At 65.8% G+C, this 16372-nt stretch carries 18 protein-coding genes; 15 read left to right on the plus strand and 3 right to left on the minus strand.

Features of this window, described 5'->3' with window-relative positions:
• Positions 1-60: 60 nt before the first annotated feature.
• From ACNPP0_RS23315 to ACNPP0_RS23335, 5 genes are all read left to right on the plus strand, one after another.
• Positions 61-843: an amino acid ABC transporter permease gene (locus ACNPP0_RS23315; RefSeq protein WP_332609261.1), complete on the plus strand. Its 783-nt coding sequence runs from the start codon at positions 61-63 to the stop codon at positions 841-843.
• A gap of 9 nt (positions 844-852) precedes the next feature.
• Positions 853-1542 carry an amino acid ABC transporter permease gene (locus ACNPP0_RS23320; RefSeq protein WP_332609260.1) on the plus strand — a complete coding sequence of 230 codons (690 nt, stop codon included), beginning with the start codon at positions 853-855 and terminating at the stop codon, positions 1540-1542.
• A 33-nt stretch (positions 1543-1575) separates the two neighbouring features.
• Entirely contained in the window at positions 1576-2310 is a 735-nt protein-coding gene (locus ACNPP0_RS23325; protein ID WP_448707195.1) for an amino acid ABC transporter ATP-binding protein, read from the plus strand.
• A gap of 5 nt (positions 2311-2315) precedes the next feature.
• Positions 2316-3374: a threonine aldolase family protein gene (locus tag ACNPP0_RS23330; protein ID WP_448707130.1), complete on the plus strand. Its 1059-nt coding sequence runs from the start codon at positions 2316-2318 to the stop codon at positions 3372-3374.
• A 101-nt stretch (positions 3375-3475) separates the two neighbouring features.
• Complete coding sequence (locus ACNPP0_RS23335) at positions 3476-4381, plus strand: EamA family transporter (protein WP_314355908.1); 906 nt, start codon at positions 3476-3478, stop codon at positions 4379-4381.
• Positions 4382-4514: 133 nt separating this feature from the next.
• On the opposite strand, the gene ACNPP0_RS23340 is transcribed toward ACNPP0_RS23335, so the two are convergent.
• Entirely contained in the window at positions 4515-4811 is a 297-nt protein-coding gene (locus ACNPP0_RS23340) for an acylphosphatase (protein WP_268080410.1), read from the minus strand.
• A 158-nt stretch (positions 4812-4969) separates the two neighbouring features.
• Between ACNPP0_RS23340 and ACNPP0_RS23345 the strand changes: the two genes are divergently transcribed.
• Positions 4970-5866 carry a phytanoyl-CoA dioxygenase family protein gene (locus ACNPP0_RS23345; protein WP_332609256.1) on the plus strand — a complete coding sequence of 299 codons (897 nt, stop codon included), beginning with the start codon at positions 4970-4972 and terminating at the stop codon, positions 5864-5866.
• Positions 5867-6074: 208 nt separating this feature from the next.
• Positions 6075-7238 carry an alpha-hydroxy acid oxidase gene (locus ACNPP0_RS23350; RefSeq protein ID WP_314355906.1) on the plus strand — a complete coding sequence of 388 codons (1164 nt, stop codon included), beginning with the start codon at positions 6075-6077 and terminating at the stop codon, positions 7236-7238.
• Between the two features lie 137 nt (positions 7239-7375).
• Here the strand turns inward: ACNPP0_RS23350 and ACNPP0_RS23355 are convergent, their stop codons facing one another.
• Positions 7376-8218: an IclR family transcriptional regulator gene (locus ACNPP0_RS23355; protein WP_448707131.1), complete on the minus strand. Its 843-nt coding sequence runs from the start codon at positions 8216-8218 to the stop codon at positions 7376-7378.
• The gene (locus ACNPP0_RS23360; RefSeq protein ID WP_448707132.1) at positions 8215-8439 is read right to left on the minus strand and encodes a hypothetical protein; all 225 of its coding nucleotides are present in this window, start codon (positions 8437-8439) and stop codon (positions 8215-8217) included. The genes ACNPP0_RS23355 and ACNPP0_RS23360 overlap by 4 nt, the downstream gene beginning before the upstream one ends.
• On the opposite strand from ACNPP0_RS23360, the gene ACNPP0_RS23365 reads away from it, so the two are divergent.
• The 8 genes from ACNPP0_RS23365 to ACNPP0_RS23400 all read left to right on the plus strand — a co-directional run bounded on the left by ACNPP0_RS23365 (position 8433) and on the right by ACNPP0_RS23400 (position 16286).
• Entirely contained in the window at positions 8433-9503 is a 1071-nt protein-coding gene (locus ACNPP0_RS23365; protein WP_332609254.1) for an ABC transporter ATP-binding protein, read from the plus strand. The two genes, ACNPP0_RS23360 and ACNPP0_RS23365, sit on opposite strands and share 7 nt — an antisense overlap.
• A 1-nt stretch (position 9504) precedes the next feature.
• Positions 9505-10386, plus strand: a complete 882-nt coding sequence (locus ACNPP0_RS23370) for an ABC transporter permease (protein WP_448707133.1) — start codon at positions 9505-9507, stop codon at positions 10384-10386.
• 16 nt (positions 10387-10402) lie between these two features.
• Positions 10403-11197: an ABC transporter permease gene (locus tag ACNPP0_RS23375; protein ID WP_448707134.1), complete on the plus strand. Its 795-nt coding sequence runs from the start codon at positions 10403-10405 to the stop codon at positions 11195-11197.
• Between the two features lie 37 nt (positions 11198-11234).
• Complete coding sequence (locus ACNPP0_RS23380) at positions 11235-11576, plus strand: (2Fe-2S)-binding protein (protein ID WP_448707135.1); 342 nt, start codon at positions 11235-11237, stop codon at positions 11574-11576.
• On the plus strand, positions 11573-12958 hold the full coding sequence (locus ACNPP0_RS23385) for an FAD/NAD(P)-dependent oxidoreductase (protein WP_332609249.1): 1386 nt from the start codon (positions 11573-11575) through the stop codon (positions 12956-12958). The genes ACNPP0_RS23380 and ACNPP0_RS23385 overlap by 4 nt, the downstream gene beginning before the upstream one ends.
• A complete protein-coding gene (locus ACNPP0_RS23390) occupies positions 12955-14124 on the plus strand; it encodes an NAD(P)/FAD-dependent oxidoreductase (protein ID WP_448707136.1) in 1170 nt (389 codons plus the stop codon). Before ACNPP0_RS23385 ends, ACNPP0_RS23390 begins: the two co-directional genes overlap by 4 nt.
• Complete coding sequence (locus ACNPP0_RS23395; protein WP_448707137.1) at positions 14121-15191, plus strand: ABC transporter substrate-binding protein; 1071 nt, start codon at positions 14121-14123, stop codon at positions 15189-15191. The genes ACNPP0_RS23390 and ACNPP0_RS23395 overlap by 4 nt, the downstream gene beginning before the upstream one ends.
• A gap of 159 nt (positions 15192-15350) precedes the next feature.
• Positions 15351-16286, plus strand: coding sequence for a 2-hydroxyacid dehydrogenase (locus ACNPP0_RS23400; RefSeq protein ID WP_448707138.1), 936 nt, complete (start codon positions 15351-15353; stop codon positions 16284-16286).
• Positions 16287-16372: the final 86 nt, after the last annotated feature.

The raw sequence follows: 16372 nt of genomic DNA on the forward strand, positions 1-16372 counted from the left end.
CCCCCCGCGGCGGTTTTGGGGCAAGGCGCCGTGGCCGGCGCCGCCATCTAGGGCACGGGCATGAATTACAACTGGAGTTGGAGCGTATTCCTGGAGATGTCGCCGGACGGCGTGCACACCTTCCTGGAAACCATCCTGATCGGCGTGGGCTGGACATTGGCGCTGGCGCTGACGGCGTGGGTCTTTTCGCTATTGCTGGGATCCTGTCTGGGCGTGATGCGCACCGCGCAATCGCGCGTGATGAATGTGCTGGGCGCGACCTACGTCGAGCTGTTTCGCAACGTCCCGCTGCTGGTGCAGATGTTCCTGTGGTACTTCGTGCTGCCTGAATTGTTGCCCCATGCGTGGGGCTTGGCGATGAAGCAGATGCCCCAGCCGTGGGGGCAGTTTGTGCCCGCCGTGCTGTGCCTGGGCTTCTACGGGTCGGCCCGCGTGGCCGAGCAGCTTCGCGCCGGCATCCAGTCGTTGCCGCGCGGCCAGTTCCAGGCCGGCACCGCACTGGGGCTGACCGAGGTGCAGGTGTACCGCTACATCATCCTGCCCGAGGCGTTTCGTATCGTGCTGCCGCCGTTGACCTCGGAATTCATGGGCACCATCAAGTATTCATCGGTGGCGTTGACCATCGGCCTGCTGGAGCTGACCGGCCAGGCGCGGTCCATGCAGGAATTCACCTTTCACATCTTCGAGGCGTTTTCCGCCGCGACGGTGATTTACCTGATCCTCAACGGCATGGTGGTGCTGGGCATGCGCCAGCTTGAGCGGCATATCGCGGTGCCCGGCCTGATCGGCGCGGCCGGCAAAAGCGGTCCGGCCGCGGTCAAGGCCGTCGGCCTGAGCCGATAGGGGATCGCGATGGGTAAATTTGATTTCGACGTCATCTGGACCGCGCTGCCCTACCTGTTCCAGACGGGCATGACATTCACCTTGACGCTGACGGCGCTGGCCGCCGTGATGGGCCTGGCGCTGGGCACGCTGCTGGCGATGATGCGGCTGTCGCGCTTCAAGCTGCTGTCGGTACCGGCGGGCATCTACGTCAACGTGATGCGGTCCATCCCGCTGTTGCTGGTGATCTTCTGGTTCTACTTCCTGGTGCCGTACATGGCGGCGTGGGTGGTTGGGTCGCCGACGCCGCTGCGCGTGGGGGCGTTCAATTCCGCGGTCATCACGTTCACGATGTTCGAGGCCGCGTACTTCTGCGAAATCATGCGCGCGGGCATCCAGTCCATTGCGCGCGGCCAGGTGTCGGCCAGCATGGCGATCGGTCTTACGCCATGGCAAGGCATGCGCTATGTGGTGCTGCCGCAGGCGTTTCGCAACATGGTGCCGGCGCTGCTGACCCGCGTGATCATCCTGTTTCAGGACACGTCGCTGGTCTACGTGCTGTCGCTGACCGACTTCCTGGGCGCGGCCTCCAAGATCGGCCAGCGCGATGGCCGCCTGGTCGAGCTCTACCTGTTCGTGGCGGTGGTGTATTTCGTGATCTGCTTCACGGCGTCCCGCCTGGTCAAACTGCTGGAAAAGCGCACCCGCGTGCTGCGATAGGGTTTAACGATGCAACTGTTTCCGAATACCCCGATGATCGAGATCAACCAGGTCAGCAAGTGGTATGGCTCCTTTCAGGTGCTGGATGAATGCACGACGAAAGTCGGCAAGGGCGAGGTCGTGGTGGTGTGCGGGCCGTCCGGCTCGGGCAAGTCCACGCTGATCAAGACCGTGAACGCGCTTGAACCCTTTCAGAAGGGCGACATCGTGGTCAACGGCATTTCGGTGGGCGACCCGCGCACCAACCTGCCCAAGCTGCGTTCGGTGGCCGGCATGGTGTTCCAGCACTTTGAGTTGTTCCCGCATCTGTCGGTGACCGAAAACCTGTGCCTGGGCCAGACCAAGGTGCTGGGGCGCGGCAAGCAAGAGGCCCGCGCGCGGGCGCTGACGCTGCTGGAACGCGTGGGCCTGTCGGCGCACAAGGACAAGCATCCCGGCGAACTGTCGGGCGGCCAGCAGCAACGCGTGGCGATTGCGCGTGCGTTGTCGATGGACCCGGTCGTGATGTTGTTTGACGAGCCCACCTCGGCGCTGGACCCCGAGATGGTCAACGAAGTGTTGGACGTCATGACCGACCTGGCCGGCGAAGGCATGACGATGATGGTGGTAACCCACGAAATGGGGTTTGCCCGCCGCGTTGCCGACCGTGTGATTTTCATGGACGGCGGCAAGATCGTCGAAGACTGCGTCAAGGACGAATTCTTCGGCAATGTCGAGGAGCGTGCCCCGCGCACGCGCCAATTTCTTTCCAAAATTTTGCAGCATTGATTCCCATGACCCAGCGGACTCCCGCCGACACCCCGACCGTGCCTGTCGACCTGCGCAGCGACACCGTCACCCACCCCACCCCGGCCATGTACGAGCGCATGCGTACCGCGCCGATTGGCGATGACGGCCTGGATGGCGACCCGTCGGTGCGCGCGCTGGAAGCGCACGTGGCCGCACGCCTGGGCAAGGAAGCCGGGCTGTTCGTGCCCAGCTGCACCATGGCCAACCTGCTGGCGGTGTTGGCGCAAACCCAGCGCAACGAACAGGTGGTGCTGGAATCGTCGGCCCACATGTATACGTCGGAGCGCGGCGCGGCCACCTTCACCGGCTTGTTCTATCAAGGCGTGTCCGGCACGGACGGCGCGATGGACCTGAACCGGCTTGAAGAGGCGCTGCTGTCAGGCGGTCACCGCTTGAAGACGTCGTTGGTGGCGATGGAAACGTCGCACAACAACGCCGGCGGCGCGGTGCTGCCGCTGGAGCATATGCGCACGGTGCATGGCATGGCGCAAGCGGGCGGTATCCCCGTGCACCTGGACGGCGCGCGCCTGTTCAACGCAGCCGTGGCGCTGGGCGTTCCCGCCAACGAGATCACGCAGTACGCCGACACGGTGTCGCTGTGCCTGTCCAAGGGCCTGAGCGCGCCCGTGGGCGCGGTGCTGGTGGGCGGCAAGGCCGTGATCGCCAAATCGCGCACGCTGCGGCGCATGCTGGGCGGCACGCAGCGCCAGTCGGGCATCATGGCGGCCGCCGGCCTGGAAGGCGTGCAGACGATGACGGACCGCCTGGTCGAAGACCACGTGCGCGCGCGCCGCTTGAGCGACGGCATCAATCGTCTGGCGCCGGCGTTGTCGGCCACGGTGCCGCAGACCAATATCGTGCAGGTCGAGACGGCGGATTCGGGCATGACCAATACGCAGTGGGTCGCCGCCTTGCAAGCCGAAGGGCTGCTGACGCGCCCGTGGGGCCGCTCGCGGCTGCGTTGCGTCACGCATCGCCACATCGCGGACGAGGACATCGACACCGCGGTGCAAGCCTTTGCGGCAGTGCTGAAAAAACGCTGAAAAGGCGCTGAATAAACCCCGCGGTCCGGCGCTGAAAATTGCGCTTGAAACCTCGTGTTGATCGACGCCGCCGGCACGTTCCGGCGGTGCGATAATGCCGCATGTCCACGACTCATCTCACCCGAAAAGACTATTTCTGCGCACTGGCGGTCGTGGTCATCTGGGGCCTTAATTTTGTTGTCATGAAGGTCGGCATGCGGGGCTTGTCCCCCATGATGCTGGGCGCGCTTCGGTTCGCGCTGGCAGCCTTCCCCCTGATCCTTTTCGTGCGTCGGCCGCAGCTGCCGTGGCACTGGATCGCCGCCTACGGGCTGGTGCAGGGGTTGGGCCAATTCGGCCTGTTGTTCACCGCGTTGAAATTCGGCATGCCGGCCGGCATGGCCTCGCTGGTCATCCAGACGCAGGCGTTCTTTACCTTGCTGCTGGCCGCGCCGGTGCTGGGCGAGCGCGCGCGGCGGCATCACTGGATCGGGCTGGGCGTGGCCGCGCTGGGGCTGGCCGTGATCGCCGGCGGGCGGGGCGAGGGGCCGGGCCAGATGACGATGCTGGGCTTTGCGCTGACGCTGGGCGGCGCGTTCATGTGGGCGGCGTCCAACATGATCGTGCGGCTGGCCAGCCGCAAGGCGCCCGGTTATGACCCCTTTGCGTTCATCGCCTGGAGCAGCGCCGCGCCGGTGCTGCCGTTCTTGCTGCTGGCCGTGCTGATCGACGGCTGGGAGCCGGTGGTGGGCATGATTACCGGCATGGGCTGGGGCGAGGCGCTGTCAGTGCTGTACCTGGCGGTGCTGGCCACGCTGGTGGCCTACACGCTGTGGACCCGCCTTCTGACCCGCCACCCCGCGGCCAAGATCGCGCCGTTTTCGCTGCTGGTGCCGGTGGTGGGCCTGTGGGCGGCGTCGATGGCCTTTGGCGAACAGTTGCAGCCGTTGCAATGGCTGGGGGCGGCCGGTGTGCTGGCCGGCCTGATCATCAACCAGGTGGGCGGGCGGTGGCTGCGCAACCGGTGATCGAAATTCGGTGATCGAAACCCGTGACCGGAACGGGTCACAACCCCGCCCCGCCGGCCTGCCAAACCCGGTAATGCAACACTCATCCCTCGGCCGGCCGGACTAGCCCTTCACGGCGAGCCGGTTTTGTTGCTTACACCTGCTCAAATCGGATGTAACGCTTGTCGGTGTACTCGCGGCGCGTCGTGATTTCTTGCACCGACGCGCCCGGCGGGCCGCGCCGCAGCCATTCAAGCATGTGGTCAACCTGGTCTGGCGTGCCCTGCACCAGGGCCTCGACCGTGCCGTCCAGCAAGTTCTGCACCCAGCCCGTCACACCCAGCATATGAGCGCGCCGCACGGTCGCGTGGCGATACCCCACGCCTTGCACCGTGCCGCTGACTGACACAAGAACGGTTTCGATATGGGAGTCGGTTTTAGGGTCTTGCATGGATTTTCCTTCGGATGATGCGCCGCCATTGGGATGAATAGGCGGATATGGCTACAGCGGATGGTCTATAGGCCCCGTGGGCATCGAAGCGATACGTTAGTGCTCATGTCAAAACGTGCCAACGGGAACACCCGCTACCAGAGCTTGGAGAAGCCATTATGGAAGAGACCAGTTTGTTGTCGGAAGCTGAGACAGCGCGCTACAGGGATCAGGGTTACCTGGCCCTGAAGGACATGTGTCCGCAGGACGAGGTGGGCTATATCCGCCGCACCCTGCTGGATCTGTTCGCGAACAAGACGGGATACAACGAGGGTGCGCAGTACGACTTCGTGAGCCGGGACGATCCGTCCAAGCCCGCCAAGTTTCCCAGCCTGCACGATCCGCGTCATTATGCCCCCGGTCTGCTCAAGACGACTTACCACGAGCGCACGCTGGACCTGGCGCGGCAACTACTGGGCGAAGAGGCGGCGCTGTACGGCGAGCACGCCCTGCTCAAGCCCGGCCCGTTCGGCCCCGAGACGCCGTGGCACCAGGACGAGGCGTTCCGTTCGCCCGACTTTGTCTACAACGAACTGAGCATTTGGCTGGCGCTGCAACCGGCGACCGTGGAAAACGGCTGCATGCAGTTCATTCCCGGGTCGAACAAGTGGGACGTGCTGGAACACCGCTCGCCCGGCGGCGACAAGACCCTGCATCCGCTGGAATGCTGCGGCGACTTCCGCCGCGACCAGGCCGTGGCCGAACCGCTGGACCCGGGCGGCATCACCGTCCATGACGCGCGCACGCTGCATTTCACGGGGCCGAATACGTCGCCGTCGCCGCGTCTGGCGTACATCCTGATCTACAACACGCCGCCGGTCTACAAGCCGGGGCGCCGTGAATTTCCGTGGCTGGAAGGCCGCTGGACCGACAGCCAGACGCGTAAAAAACAATGGCACAAGCGCGGCGGTCTGGCCGTGGATGTGATGCGCCGGCTGCCGGGCGCGCGGCTGACCAGCCCGCGTTGGGTGGCGTGGGCAACGATCCGCGCGGTCAGCAAGGTCTGGCCGCGATAGCTTGGGTGGACAGGGGGCCGAAAGAGCCCCGGTCAGAGGGGGGCGAACGGGGCCGGCAAGCAGCGCTTGCCGGCCTCGGCGCGTATACTGGGCGGCGCCGCAGGTCCTGTCACCCAGGCGTTGCGGCGAGGCCGCCCGCAGCCGGCGGCTCCAGATTCTAAAAATACGAAACGCAGCTGGCGCACCTCTATCACTCCTCAGACCTCTCATGACCGCTAACCTTTCTACGATCACCTGCATCGAAGATTTGCGCGCCATTGCGCAAAAGCGCGTGCCGCGCATGTTCTACGACTACGCCGATTCCGGCGCCTGGACCGAAGGCACCTACCGCGCCAATGAAAGCGATTTTCACAAGATCAAGCTGCGCCAGCGCGTGGCGGTGAACATGGAAGGCCGGTCGTTGCGCACCACGATGGTGGGCCATGACGTGGTGATGCCGCTGGCGATTTCGCCCACCGGCCTGACCGGCATGCAGCATGCCGACGGCGAGATCCTGGCGGCCAAGGCGGCGGCGGATTTCGGCGTGCCGTTCACCTTGTCCACGATGAGCATCTGCTCGTTGGAAGACGTGGCAGAGGCCACCAAAAAGCCGTTCTGGTTTCAGCTGTACGTGATGCGCGACCGCGAATTCGTGGCCAACCTGATCGATCGCGCCAAGGCCGCCGGCTGCACCGCGCTGGTGCTGACGCTGGACTTGCAGATCCTGGGCCAGCGTCACAAGGACATCAAGAATGGCCTGTCGACACCGCCCAAGCCCACGCTGCGCAACCTGATCAACCTGGCCACCAAGCCGCGCTGGTGCATGGGGATGCTGGGCACCAAGCGCCGCACGTTCGGCAATATCGTCGGCCACGCCAAGGGCGTCAGCGACCTGTCGTCGCTGTCCTCCTGGACGGCCGAGCAATTCGACCCGCGCCTGAGCTGGGACGACGTGGAATGGATCAAGCAGCGCTGGGGCGGCAAGCTCATCATCAAGGGCATCCTGGACGTGGAAGACGCGCATCTGGCCGCCAATAGCGGCGCGGACGCGCTGATCGTCAGCAACCACGGCGGGCGCCAGCTGGACGGCGCCATGTCGTCGATCGCGGCGTTGCCGGCGATTGCGGATGCGGTGGGCTCGAAGATCGAAGTCTGGATGGACGGCGGCATCCGGTCCGGCCAGGACATCCTGAAAGCGGTGGCGCTGGGCGCGCGCGGCACGATGATCGGCCGCGCCTTCCTGTACGGCCTGGGCGCGTACGGCCAGGCGGGCGTGACCCGCGTGCTGGAACTGCTTTACAAGGAAATGGATACGACGATGGCGCTGTGCGGCCGCCGCAACCTTGAAGTGGGCGACCGCAGCATCCTGCTGCCGGGTACGTACCCGACCTGAGGCGCGGCGCCCGTGCGCGCCATGCGATGTGATCGAACCGCCGTTCGCGGCGGCCCCTTTCTACATACCGCGCACCCCGCGCACCCCGCGCACCAAGCGCACCAAGCGCACCAAGCGCACCGCGCGGACGACGCGGACTACGCCCCGTTGCCGGCGCCCAAGTACTGGCTGGGCCGCCGCAGCGCCGGGTCGAACGGATTGATCTGCGCCCCCACGGCGTCCGCTTCCCGGCGCAGCATTTCAACGATCAGCGGCAGCCGCTCGTCGTTGATGCGTTCGATGGGGGCGGCCACGCTCAGCGCCGCCACCGTGACGCCGTTGCGGTCATGGACCGGCACCGCCAGCCCCGCGATGTTCGGAAACACGCCCTGCCCTTGGCTGCGCGCGTACTGCAATTGCTGGCATTCCTGGATGCGCACCCGCATCGAGATTTCATCGACGAAACCCAGATGGTGCAGCCGTGGAATGTTGAAGCGGATGACCTCTTCGCGCTCCGCCTCCGGCAAGCTGGCCAGCAGCACCAGGCCGCCCTGGCCCATGCCCAGCGGCACGCGTCCGCCGATGTCTCCGGTATGCGAACGCACCGGAAAAGCCCCGTCCACCCGGTCTACGCAGACCGCGTCAAAGCCGCTGCGCACCAGCAAAAAAATGGTGTCGTTCAGCATGCCCGACAGGCGCAGCATCGCGGGGCGGTACAGCGTGCGCAAGCTGGACTGATGCGTGCCCGCCGCAGCCGCCAGGGCAAAGAAGGCCACACTCAGCTGGTACCCCTTGCTTTGCGCGGGCTGCTCCACCACGCCTTCCTGCATCAGCCCTTGCAGCACGCGATGCACCGTGGCCTGCGCCTGGCCGGTACGCGCGGCGATGTCGGTCAGCCGCAGCTTTTCACCCTTGGCATCGGCCAACACGTGCAGCACCGCAAACGCACGTTGCAAGACTCCCTGGCCGCTGGAATCGTCCGCTGTCTCAGTTTTCTTCATCCGATGATTCCGTTAAGCAAAATAACCAGCGTCATTTTTAGCAGTAAATTCGGCTCAATGGAAATCTCCGACTGAAAATTCGATTCCTCGGAAAACCCTAATTGACCACGCATTTTGGCAAATCCTAGACTGCCCCATCGATAAGCCGCCAACGCGCCCGGCAACCGGGCCAACGCGCGGCACAACGCCCGCATCGGGCGACGGGGTTTGGAAAATGTCATTTCTGCGGCTGGACAACGTCTCGAAGAACTACGGCGACCTGCGCGTCGTTTCCGACCTGAACCTCACCGTTGAAAAGGGGGAATTCGTCTCGCTGCTCGGCCCGTCCGGTTGCGGCAAGACCACCACCTTGCAGATGATTGCCGGCTTTGCCGACGTCACCCAGGGCGTCATCACGCTGGATGGGCGCGACATCACCCACGCCAAGCCCAACACGCGCGGTCTGGGCATCGTGTTCCAAAGCTACGCCCTGTTTCCGCACCTGACCGTGGCCGACAACGTGGCCTTCGGCTTGAAGATGCGCAAGGTGGAACGCGCCGAGCGCGCCGAACGCGTGCGCGAGGCCCTGGCGCTGGTCAAGCTGGACAAGCACGCCGACCGCTATCCGCGCGAGCTCTCGGGCGGCCAACGCCAGCGCGTGGCGCTGTCCCGCGCACTGGTCATCCGCCCGCCCGTGCTGCTGCTGGACGAGCCGCTGTCCAACCTGGATGCCAAGCTGCGCGAAGACATGCAGTTTGAATTGCGCGGCATCCAGAAGAAGATCGGCACCACCACCGTGATGGTCACGCACGACCAGGCCGAAGCGCTGTCCATCAGCGACCGCGTCGTCGTCATGCAGGACGGCCGCGCCACGCAGGTCGACGCGCCGTTTCGCATGTACGAACATCCGCAAACCGAATTCATTTCGCGCTTTGTGGGCAAGACCAACCTGTTGCCGGGCCGAGTCACACGCTGCGGCGCGCAGGCCGAAATCGAAACCGGCGCGCTACGCGTGCTGGTCGACGGCGAAGGCCTGCGCCACGGCGACAACGTGCAGCTGTCGCTGCGCCCCGAAAAACTGGTGCCGGTACCCGCCGGCCAGGGCAAGCTGGCCTGTGTGGTCAGCACGCGCTACTTCCTGGGCAGCCAGTGGATGTACGACCTGGATTCGCCGGTGGGCACGCTGACCGTGCTGACGCCCAACGACGGCCGCCGCCCGCATGACGACGGCGAGGCCATCGGGCTGGACTGGGCCGAAGGCGTGCTGCGCGTGCTGCGCGCGCCTGCCGTGGAAAAGGCCGCCTGACATGGCAACGCTGACTCAAGCCGCCACCGGCCCCAAGCCGCGCAACGACGGCCTGCTGGCCATCCTGGGCTCCATTCCGCTGACCATTGTCTTTGTGACGCTGGTGCTGACCCCGCTGGCGCTGACCTTCGTGCTGTCGTTCCGGCCGTTCGACTACGGCGCGGGCATCTTGCCCGGCCACACGTTCGAACACTATCTGGCCGTGGTCACCGACAGCTACTTTCTGGAAATCTTCTGGCGCACCTTCTGGATCGCCGGCCTCACCACGCTGGTCTGCGTGCTGATCGGCGCGCCCGAAGCCTACATCCTGTCGCGCATGGGCAAGCCCTGGCGGTCCATTTTCTTGCTGGTCGTGCTGTCGCCCTTGTTGATATCGCTGGTGGTGCGCGCGTTCGGCTGGAGCATGCTGTTGGGTCCAAGCGGTGCCATCGGCCGCGCGGCCGCCGCCCTGGGCATGGGGTCGCTGCTGTACACGCCCACCGCCGTCATCATCGGCCTGGTGCACGTGATGCTGCCCTTCATGGTGATTCCCGTGTGGACGTCGCTGCAAAAGCTGGACCCCACCGTCGAGCACGCCGCGCTGTCGCTGAACGCATCGCGCTTTCAGACGCTGACGCGCATCGTGTTGCCGCAAGCCATGCCCGGCATTCTGTCGGGCAGCCTGATTGTGTTCGGCCTGTCGGCCAGCTCGTTTGCGATCCCCGCGCTGTTGGGCGGGCGGCGGCTGAAGATGGTCGCCACCGTCGTGTACGACGAATTCCTGACCGAATTGAATTGGCCGCTGGGCGCGGCCATCGCCATCGTGCTGCTGGTGCTCAACGTCATCATCATGATGGCGTACAACCGCGTCGTCGAGCGCTCTTACCGACGCAGCCTGGGCTAGCCGACAAGGAACCAACATGCAGAAAAACGGCCCTTTCGCGCTGGCATTCAACTTTCTGGTGGTGGCGTTCGTGCTGGCGCCGCTGGTCATCGTGTGCCTGGTGGCGTTCACGCCCGACACCACGCTGACCGTGCCCACCACCAGTTTTTCGCTGCGCTGGTTTCGCGCGGTGTTCGATCACCCGAACTTCATGCAGGCGTTTCAGAACAGCCTGTGGCTGGCCTTGCTGTCGGCCACGATCGCCGTGTGCCTGGCCGTGCCGGCCGCCATCGCCATTACGCGTTACCGCTTCCCGGGCCGCGATGTGCTGAATGGCCTGTTCCTGTCGCCGCTGATGATTCCGCACCTGGTGCTGGGCGTGGCGCTGCTGCGCTTCTTCGCGCTGATGGGCATGGCCGGCAGCTTTTCGTGGCTGGTGGCCGCGCACGTTGTCGTCATCACGCCGTACGTGATGCGGCTGGTGATTGGCGCGCTGGTCGGCTTCGACCGTTCCATTGAACACGCGGCGCTGTCGCTGGGCGCCAGCCGCGCCACCGTGTTCTTCCAGATGACCTTGCCGCTGATCATTCCCGGCGTGTCCGGCGGCTGGTTGCTGGCCTTCATCAACAGCTTCGATGAACTGACCATGTCGGTGTTCATCACCGCGCCTTCCACCATCACGTTGCCCGTGCGCATGTACATGTACGCCACCGAATCCATCGACCCGATGATGGCGGCCGTGTCGGCACTGGTCATCCTGTTGACCGCCGTCACCATGCTGCTGCTGGACCGCGTATACGGCCTGGACCGCGTGTTGGTGGGGCAGAAATGAAACCCTTGCCGTTGGCGAAAAGAGAGGCGCCGACATCATGGCAATACTGAAACGCCTGGCGGAATCCGGCCGGCCCGCCGTCCCGTTCACCTTGAACGGGCAAGCCTGTACCGCGCTGGCCGGCGACACCGTACTGACCGCCGTGCTGACCCAGGCAGACTGCGTGCGCCATTCCGAATTCAGCGGCGCCCCGCGTGCCGGTTTCTGCATGATGGGCGCCTGCCAGGACTGCTGGATGCAGCTTGAAGACGGCTCGCGCCTGCGTGCCTGCTCAACCTTTATCGAACCCGACATGCGCCTTTTGACCGTGCCCATGGCGCCCGCCGCCGTGCCGGGCACGCTGGCGGCGGCACCCTGGCCCGAGGACGACATCGCATGAGTATCGTGATGCCCGTCATCGTAGGTGCCGGCCCTGCCGGCGTGCGCGCCGCCCAGGCCCTGGTCGCGCATGGCCTGCGGCCTGTCATCCTGGACGAAGCGCCGCGCGCCGGTGGCCAGATCTACCGCCAGCCGCCACCCGGATTTCAACGCCCGAAGTCCGCGCTGTACGGCTTTGAACATCGCAAGGCCGACGCCGTGCATCGCGCCATGGCCGCCTTGCAGCCGCACGCCGACTATCGCCCCGGCAGCCTGGTGTGGAATGTGGAAGGCAAGACGCTGGACGTCGTGCAAGACGGCGTCAGCACCGCCGTGCCCTACACCCACCTGATCCTTGCCACCGGCGCCACCGACCGCGTGCTGCCCTTTCCCGGCTGGCTGACGCCCGGCGTCTACACCCTGGGCGGTTCGCAGGTAGCGTTGAAATTCCAGGGCTGCGCCATCGGGTCAAGCGTGGTCTTCATGGGCACCGGGCCGCTGCTTTACCTGGTGGCCTATCAATACGCCAAGGCCGGCGCCCAAGTGGCCGCGGTGCTGGACACCGCCCGCTTTGCAGACCGCCTGGCCGCGTTGCCCGGCATGCTGCGCGCGCCCGGGCTGCTGGCCAAGGGGCTGTACACCATGGCCTGGCTGCGCGCGCATGGCGTGCCGCTGCATAGCGGCGTGCGGCCCGTTGCCGTGCACGGCAAGGACCGCGTGTCGGCCGTAACCTATCGCCAAGGCAAGCGCGATCACACCGTGCCCTGCGACGCACTGGCGTACGGCCTGGCGCTGCGTTCCGAAACCCAGCTGGCCAGCCTGGTCGGCTGCGAATTTGAATTCAATGCGCGCGATAGAAACTGGACGCCCCGCCGCGACGTTGCGGGGCGCGGCAGCGTGCCCGGCGTCTATGTCGCCGGTGACGGCGCCGCCATCGCCGGCGCCGACGCCGCCGAACTCGCGGGCGAACGCGCCGCGTTGGCGCTGCTGCAAGACATTGGCCAACCCATCGACGCGGCCCGCGCCCGCGTGCTGGAAGCGCGTTTGGCCGCCAATGTCCGCGTGCGCGCGGCACTGGAACGCGCCTTTCCCTTCCCCGAGGACTGGGCCGCAACCATCGCCGACGACACCGTCATCTGCCGCTGCGAAGACGTAACCGCCGGCACGGTGCGGCGCGCCGTCATCGACACGGGCGCGCAAGAGCTGAACCGCCTGAAAGCGCTGACACGCGTCGGCATGGGCCGCTGCCAGGGCCGCATGTGCGGCGCGGCGGCGGCCGAGGTGCTGGCGCAAGCCTGCGGCCTCAGCCCGGCCCAAGTGGGCCGCTTGCGCAACCAGCCGCCCGTCAAGCCGGTGCCCGTGCGCGTGGTGTGCCTGGAGCGCCCGGACAAGGTGTCGGCATGACGCAGCGCATCGACACCGAAGTGGCCATCATCGGCGGCGGCATCGTCGGCGGCAGCGCCGCGCTCTTCCTGCGCCGCGCCGGCGTGCCCGTTGTGTTGCTGGAAGCCGCCCTGTGCGGCGCACGCGCCAGCGGCGTCAACTACGGCGGCGTGCGGCGGCAAGGGCGCGGGCTGGAACAGATGCCCCTGGCCCGACGCGCACACGAACTGTGGGGTCAACTGCCATCGCTGATTGGCATCGATGGCGAATACGTCCGCTCAGGCCACTTGAAACTGGCTGCTTCCGATGCCGACATGGTGCTGCTGGACACCTATCGGCAGCGCACGCGCGGCTACGGCATGCACCTGCAAATGCTGGACCGCCGCGACCTGGCGCGCCGCTTTGGCTGGCTGGGCCAGGACGTCGCGGGTGGGTCCTTCTGCCCCGAAGACGGCCACGCCAATCCCAGGTTGGTGGCACCGGCGTTCGCGCGCGCGGCGGCGGCGCTGGGCGCCGATGTGCGCGAAGGTGCGCGCGTCACTCAAGCCGACCACGACGGCACGCACTTCATCGTGCGCGCGGATGGGCTGGAAGTGCGCGCGCGCTTTCTCTTGAACTGCGCCGGTGCCTGGGCCGGCCGCTTTGCAGAGCACTTCGGCGAAGCCGTACCCGAAACGGCCATCCACCCTTTGATGATGGTTACTGAACCGCTGCCCGTCTTCATGGACGTCAGCCTGGGCATACAAGGCGGTGGCATCTACGCGCGCCAGGGCGCGCGCGGCAATTGCGTCATCGGCGGTGGCCGTGGCGTGTCCACCGACCCCGACTACGCACGGCCCGGCCGCGCCGGCCTGGGCACGCTGATGGCCAACGCCACCCGGCTGCTACCCGTGCTGCGCGGCGCGCAGGTTATCCGCTTCTGGACCGGCGTGGAAGGCAACATGCCTGACCACAATCCCGTGCTGGGCCCCAGTGCCCGAGTCCCGGGATTGTTCCACGCCTTCGGCCTGTCCGGTGCCGGTTTCCAGATCGGCCCCGCCGTGGGCGAAGTGCTGTCCGACCTGGTCCTGCACGGCCAGTCCCCGATTCCTATCGATGCCTTTTGCATTGAACGATACGCGGCCGCCGCTCACGGCGCCGTGGCTCGGCCTGAACGTATTCGTGAGCAAACGCAGGAGTCACCATGATGCATAAGAAACAGGGCACATCGCGCCTGAGCAAGGGGAAGCGGCTGCTGGGCGCGGCAACGTTGGCGTTGCTGTCCGCAGGGGCCATGGCGCAGCAGAAGACCTTGTACGTCGGCATGAACGGCGGCGACATGGAACGCGCCTTCACGCAATACGTTTTCCCCGATTTCGAGAAAGCCAACAACGTGAAGATCGTCGTCGTGCCCGGCACGTCGACCGACGTGCTGGCCAAGGCGCAAGCCTACAAAGACAACCCGCAGATGCACGTCATGTTCCTGGACGACGGCATCATGGCACGCGCCATTTCCATGGGCCTGTGCCAACAGCTGAACGATGACCCCGTCCTGAAAGAGCTCTACCCCACCGCCGTGATGAAAGACCGCATGGCTGCCGGCATCGACATCGGCATGACCGGCCTGGGCTACAACACCAAGATGTTTGCCGACAAGGGCTGGGCTCCGCCCACGTCCTGGATGGACCTGGCCGACCCCAAGTACAAAGGCAAGGTCGTATTTCAGTCCGCATCCGGCAGCACCTTCGGCCTGCACGGTTTCCTGATGTTCAACCGCATCCAGGGCGGCGACGACAAGAACTATGAACCCGGCTTCAAGAAGTGGCCCGACACCATCGGCCCCAACGTGCTGGAATACATTCCCAACTCGGCCAAGCTGGCCGAAATGATCCAGTCCAACGAAGCCGCCATCTTCCCCCTGACCCCCACCGCCATCGCCCGCCTGAAAAAGCGCGACATTCCGGTGGAATACGCCCAGCCCAAGGAAGGCTCCGTCATCCTGATGGTGGGCGAATGCGTCATCGCCAAGAACAGCGAACCCGAACTCTCGCAAAAATTGGCGCTGTACCTCTTGTCCGCCAGCGCGCAGGCCAAGGCGCTGGAAATGGGCGGCCACTTCCCGTCCAACAAAAACGTCAAGGCGCCCGCCGACAGCGCCGACGCGCTCAAGCGCTTCCAGGGCTACATGGAAAACGCCAAGATCCTGGATTGGGACCAGATCAACACTGCGCGCCCCGCCTTCAACGCCCGCTGGAACCGCACCGTCGAACGTTGATAAGATCTTGCAGCGCGCGCCTGTGGATAAACCGCAAGCGCGCTCGCAAGCAAGCGCCTGCCTGCGTGCGCCCGGTACGCGCGTCTCCTACACGCGTCTGCTACGCGCGTCTGCTAACGCGCGTCTGCTAACGCGCGTCCGCCAACAAGGAACCTCTGCATGCGGCTCATCATCAATTCCGGCGGCCCCGCCGCCATCGACGCGTGGCGCGCACAGTTCCACGCCTTCGCGCCGCAGTTGGACGTGGTCGGCTGGCATGAAGACGTCGCGCCTGACAGCGTCGATTACGCGTTGGTGTGGGCGCCCGAGGCCGGCCGCCTCGCCACGTTTCCCAACCTGAAGCTGATCATCAGCGCCGGCGCCGGCGTCGACCACATCCTGGCCGACGCCGAGCTACCCCGGCACCTGCGCATTGCCCGCATGGTCACCGCCCGCACCCAAACCGAAATGGCCGAATTCGTGCTGACGTCCGCGCTGATGCTCACGCGCGACATCAAGCGCGTGGTGAACAACCAGGCACGCCAACATTGGGAACTGTTCGACTCCCTGCGCGTTGCCGCGGACGTACGCGTCGGCATCATGGGCCTGGGCCACCTGGGCGTCGCCGCCGCGCAACTGCTGTCACGCGTCGGCTTCCCCGTCAGCGGCTGGTCACGCGGCGCCAGCCAACTCGACGGCCTGCCGTCCTATGCGGGCCAAGCCCAGTTCGGCCAATTCCTGGCCAACACCGACCTGCTGGTCTGCCTGCTGCCCGCCACCGAGGCCACCAAAGGCATCCTCAACGCCACCACGCTATCGCAGCTGCCGCCCGGCGCCAGCCTGATCAACGCCGGCCGTGGCACGCATATGGTCACGCAAGACGTCATCGCCGCGCTGGACAGCGGCCAATTGCACCAAGCGGTGCTGGACGTTTTCGAACAAGAGCCGCTACCGGCGGATTCCCCCTTGTGGACGCACCCGCAGATCATCATCACGCCCCATTGCGCGGCGATCCCCGACCGCAAGGAACGCGCCCGTCACACCGCCTGGCTGATCGAGGCCAACGAGCGCGGCGATGCGCTACCCAACATCTACGATCCGCTGCGCGGATATTGAGCGCACACCCAAGAGGCGTCCATCCCGGCCGGCCCGGGGCGGGCCCCGCAAGATTTTCCCGCGCACCACCACCGCCGCGCCTTGCG

This window comes from Achromobacter semiaridum, assembly GCF_053543755.1.

Coding starts and splice junctions, on each gene's coding strand:
- ACNPP0_RS23315 (WP_332609261.1), top strand. CDS start 61: ATGAATTACAACTGGAGTTGGAGCGTATTCCTGGAGATGTCGCCGGAC.
- ACNPP0_RS23320 (WP_332609260.1), top strand. CDS start 853: ATGGGTAAATTTGATTTCGACGTCATCTGGACCGCGCTGCCCTACCTG.
- ACNPP0_RS23325 (WP_448707195.1), top strand. CDS start 1,576: ATGATCGAGATCAACCAGGTCAGCAAGTGGTATGGCTCCTTTCAGGTG.
- ACNPP0_RS23330 (WP_448707130.1), top strand. CDS start 2,316: ATGACCCAGCGGACTCCCGCCGACACCCCGACCGTGCCTGTCGACCTG.
- ACNPP0_RS23335 (WP_314355908.1), top strand. CDS start 3,476: ATGTCCACGACTCATCTCACCCGAAAAGACTATTTCTGCGCACTGGCG.
- ACNPP0_RS23340 (WP_268080410.1), bottom strand. CDS start 4,811: ATGCAAGACCCTAAAACCGACTCCCATATCGAAACCGTTCTTGTGTCA.
- ACNPP0_RS23345 (WP_332609256.1), top strand. CDS start 4,970: ATGGAAGAGACCAGTTTGTTGTCGGAAGCTGAGACAGCGCGCTACAGG.
- ACNPP0_RS23350 (WP_314355906.1), top strand. CDS start 6,075: ATGACCGCTAACCTTTCTACGATCACCTGCATCGAAGATTTGCGCGCC.
- ACNPP0_RS23355 (WP_448707131.1), bottom strand. CDS start 8,218: ATGAAGAAAACTGAGACAGCGGACGATTCCAGCGGCCAGGGAGTCTTG.
- ACNPP0_RS23365 (WP_332609254.1), top strand. CDS start 8,433: ATGTCATTTCTGCGGCTGGACAACGTCTCGAAGAACTACGGCGACCTG.
- ACNPP0_RS23360 (WP_448707132.1), bottom strand. CDS start 8,439: ATGACATTTTCCAAACCCCGTCGCCCGATGCGGGCGTTGTGCCGCGCG.
- ACNPP0_RS23370 (WP_448707133.1), top strand. CDS start 9,505: ATGGCAACGCTGACTCAAGCCGCCACCGGCCCCAAGCCGCGCAACGAC.
- ACNPP0_RS23375 (WP_448707134.1), top strand. CDS start 10,403: ATGCAGAAAAACGGCCCTTTCGCGCTGGCATTCAACTTTCTGGTGGTG.
- ACNPP0_RS23380 (WP_448707135.1), top strand. CDS start 11,235: ATGGCAATACTGAAACGCCTGGCGGAATCCGGCCGGCCCGCCGTCCCG.
- ACNPP0_RS23385 (WP_332609249.1), top strand. CDS start 11,573: ATGAGTATCGTGATGCCCGTCATCGTAGGTGCCGGCCCTGCCGGCGTG.
- ACNPP0_RS23390 (WP_448707136.1), top strand. CDS start 12,955: ATGACGCAGCGCATCGACACCGAAGTGGCCATCATCGGCGGCGGCATC.
- ACNPP0_RS23395 (WP_448707137.1), top strand. CDS start 14,121: ATGATGCATAAGAAACAGGGCACATCGCGCCTGAGCAAGGGGAAGCGG.
- ACNPP0_RS23400 (WP_448707138.1), top strand. CDS start 15,351: ATGCGGCTCATCATCAATTCCGGCGGCCCCGCCGCCATCGACGCGTGG.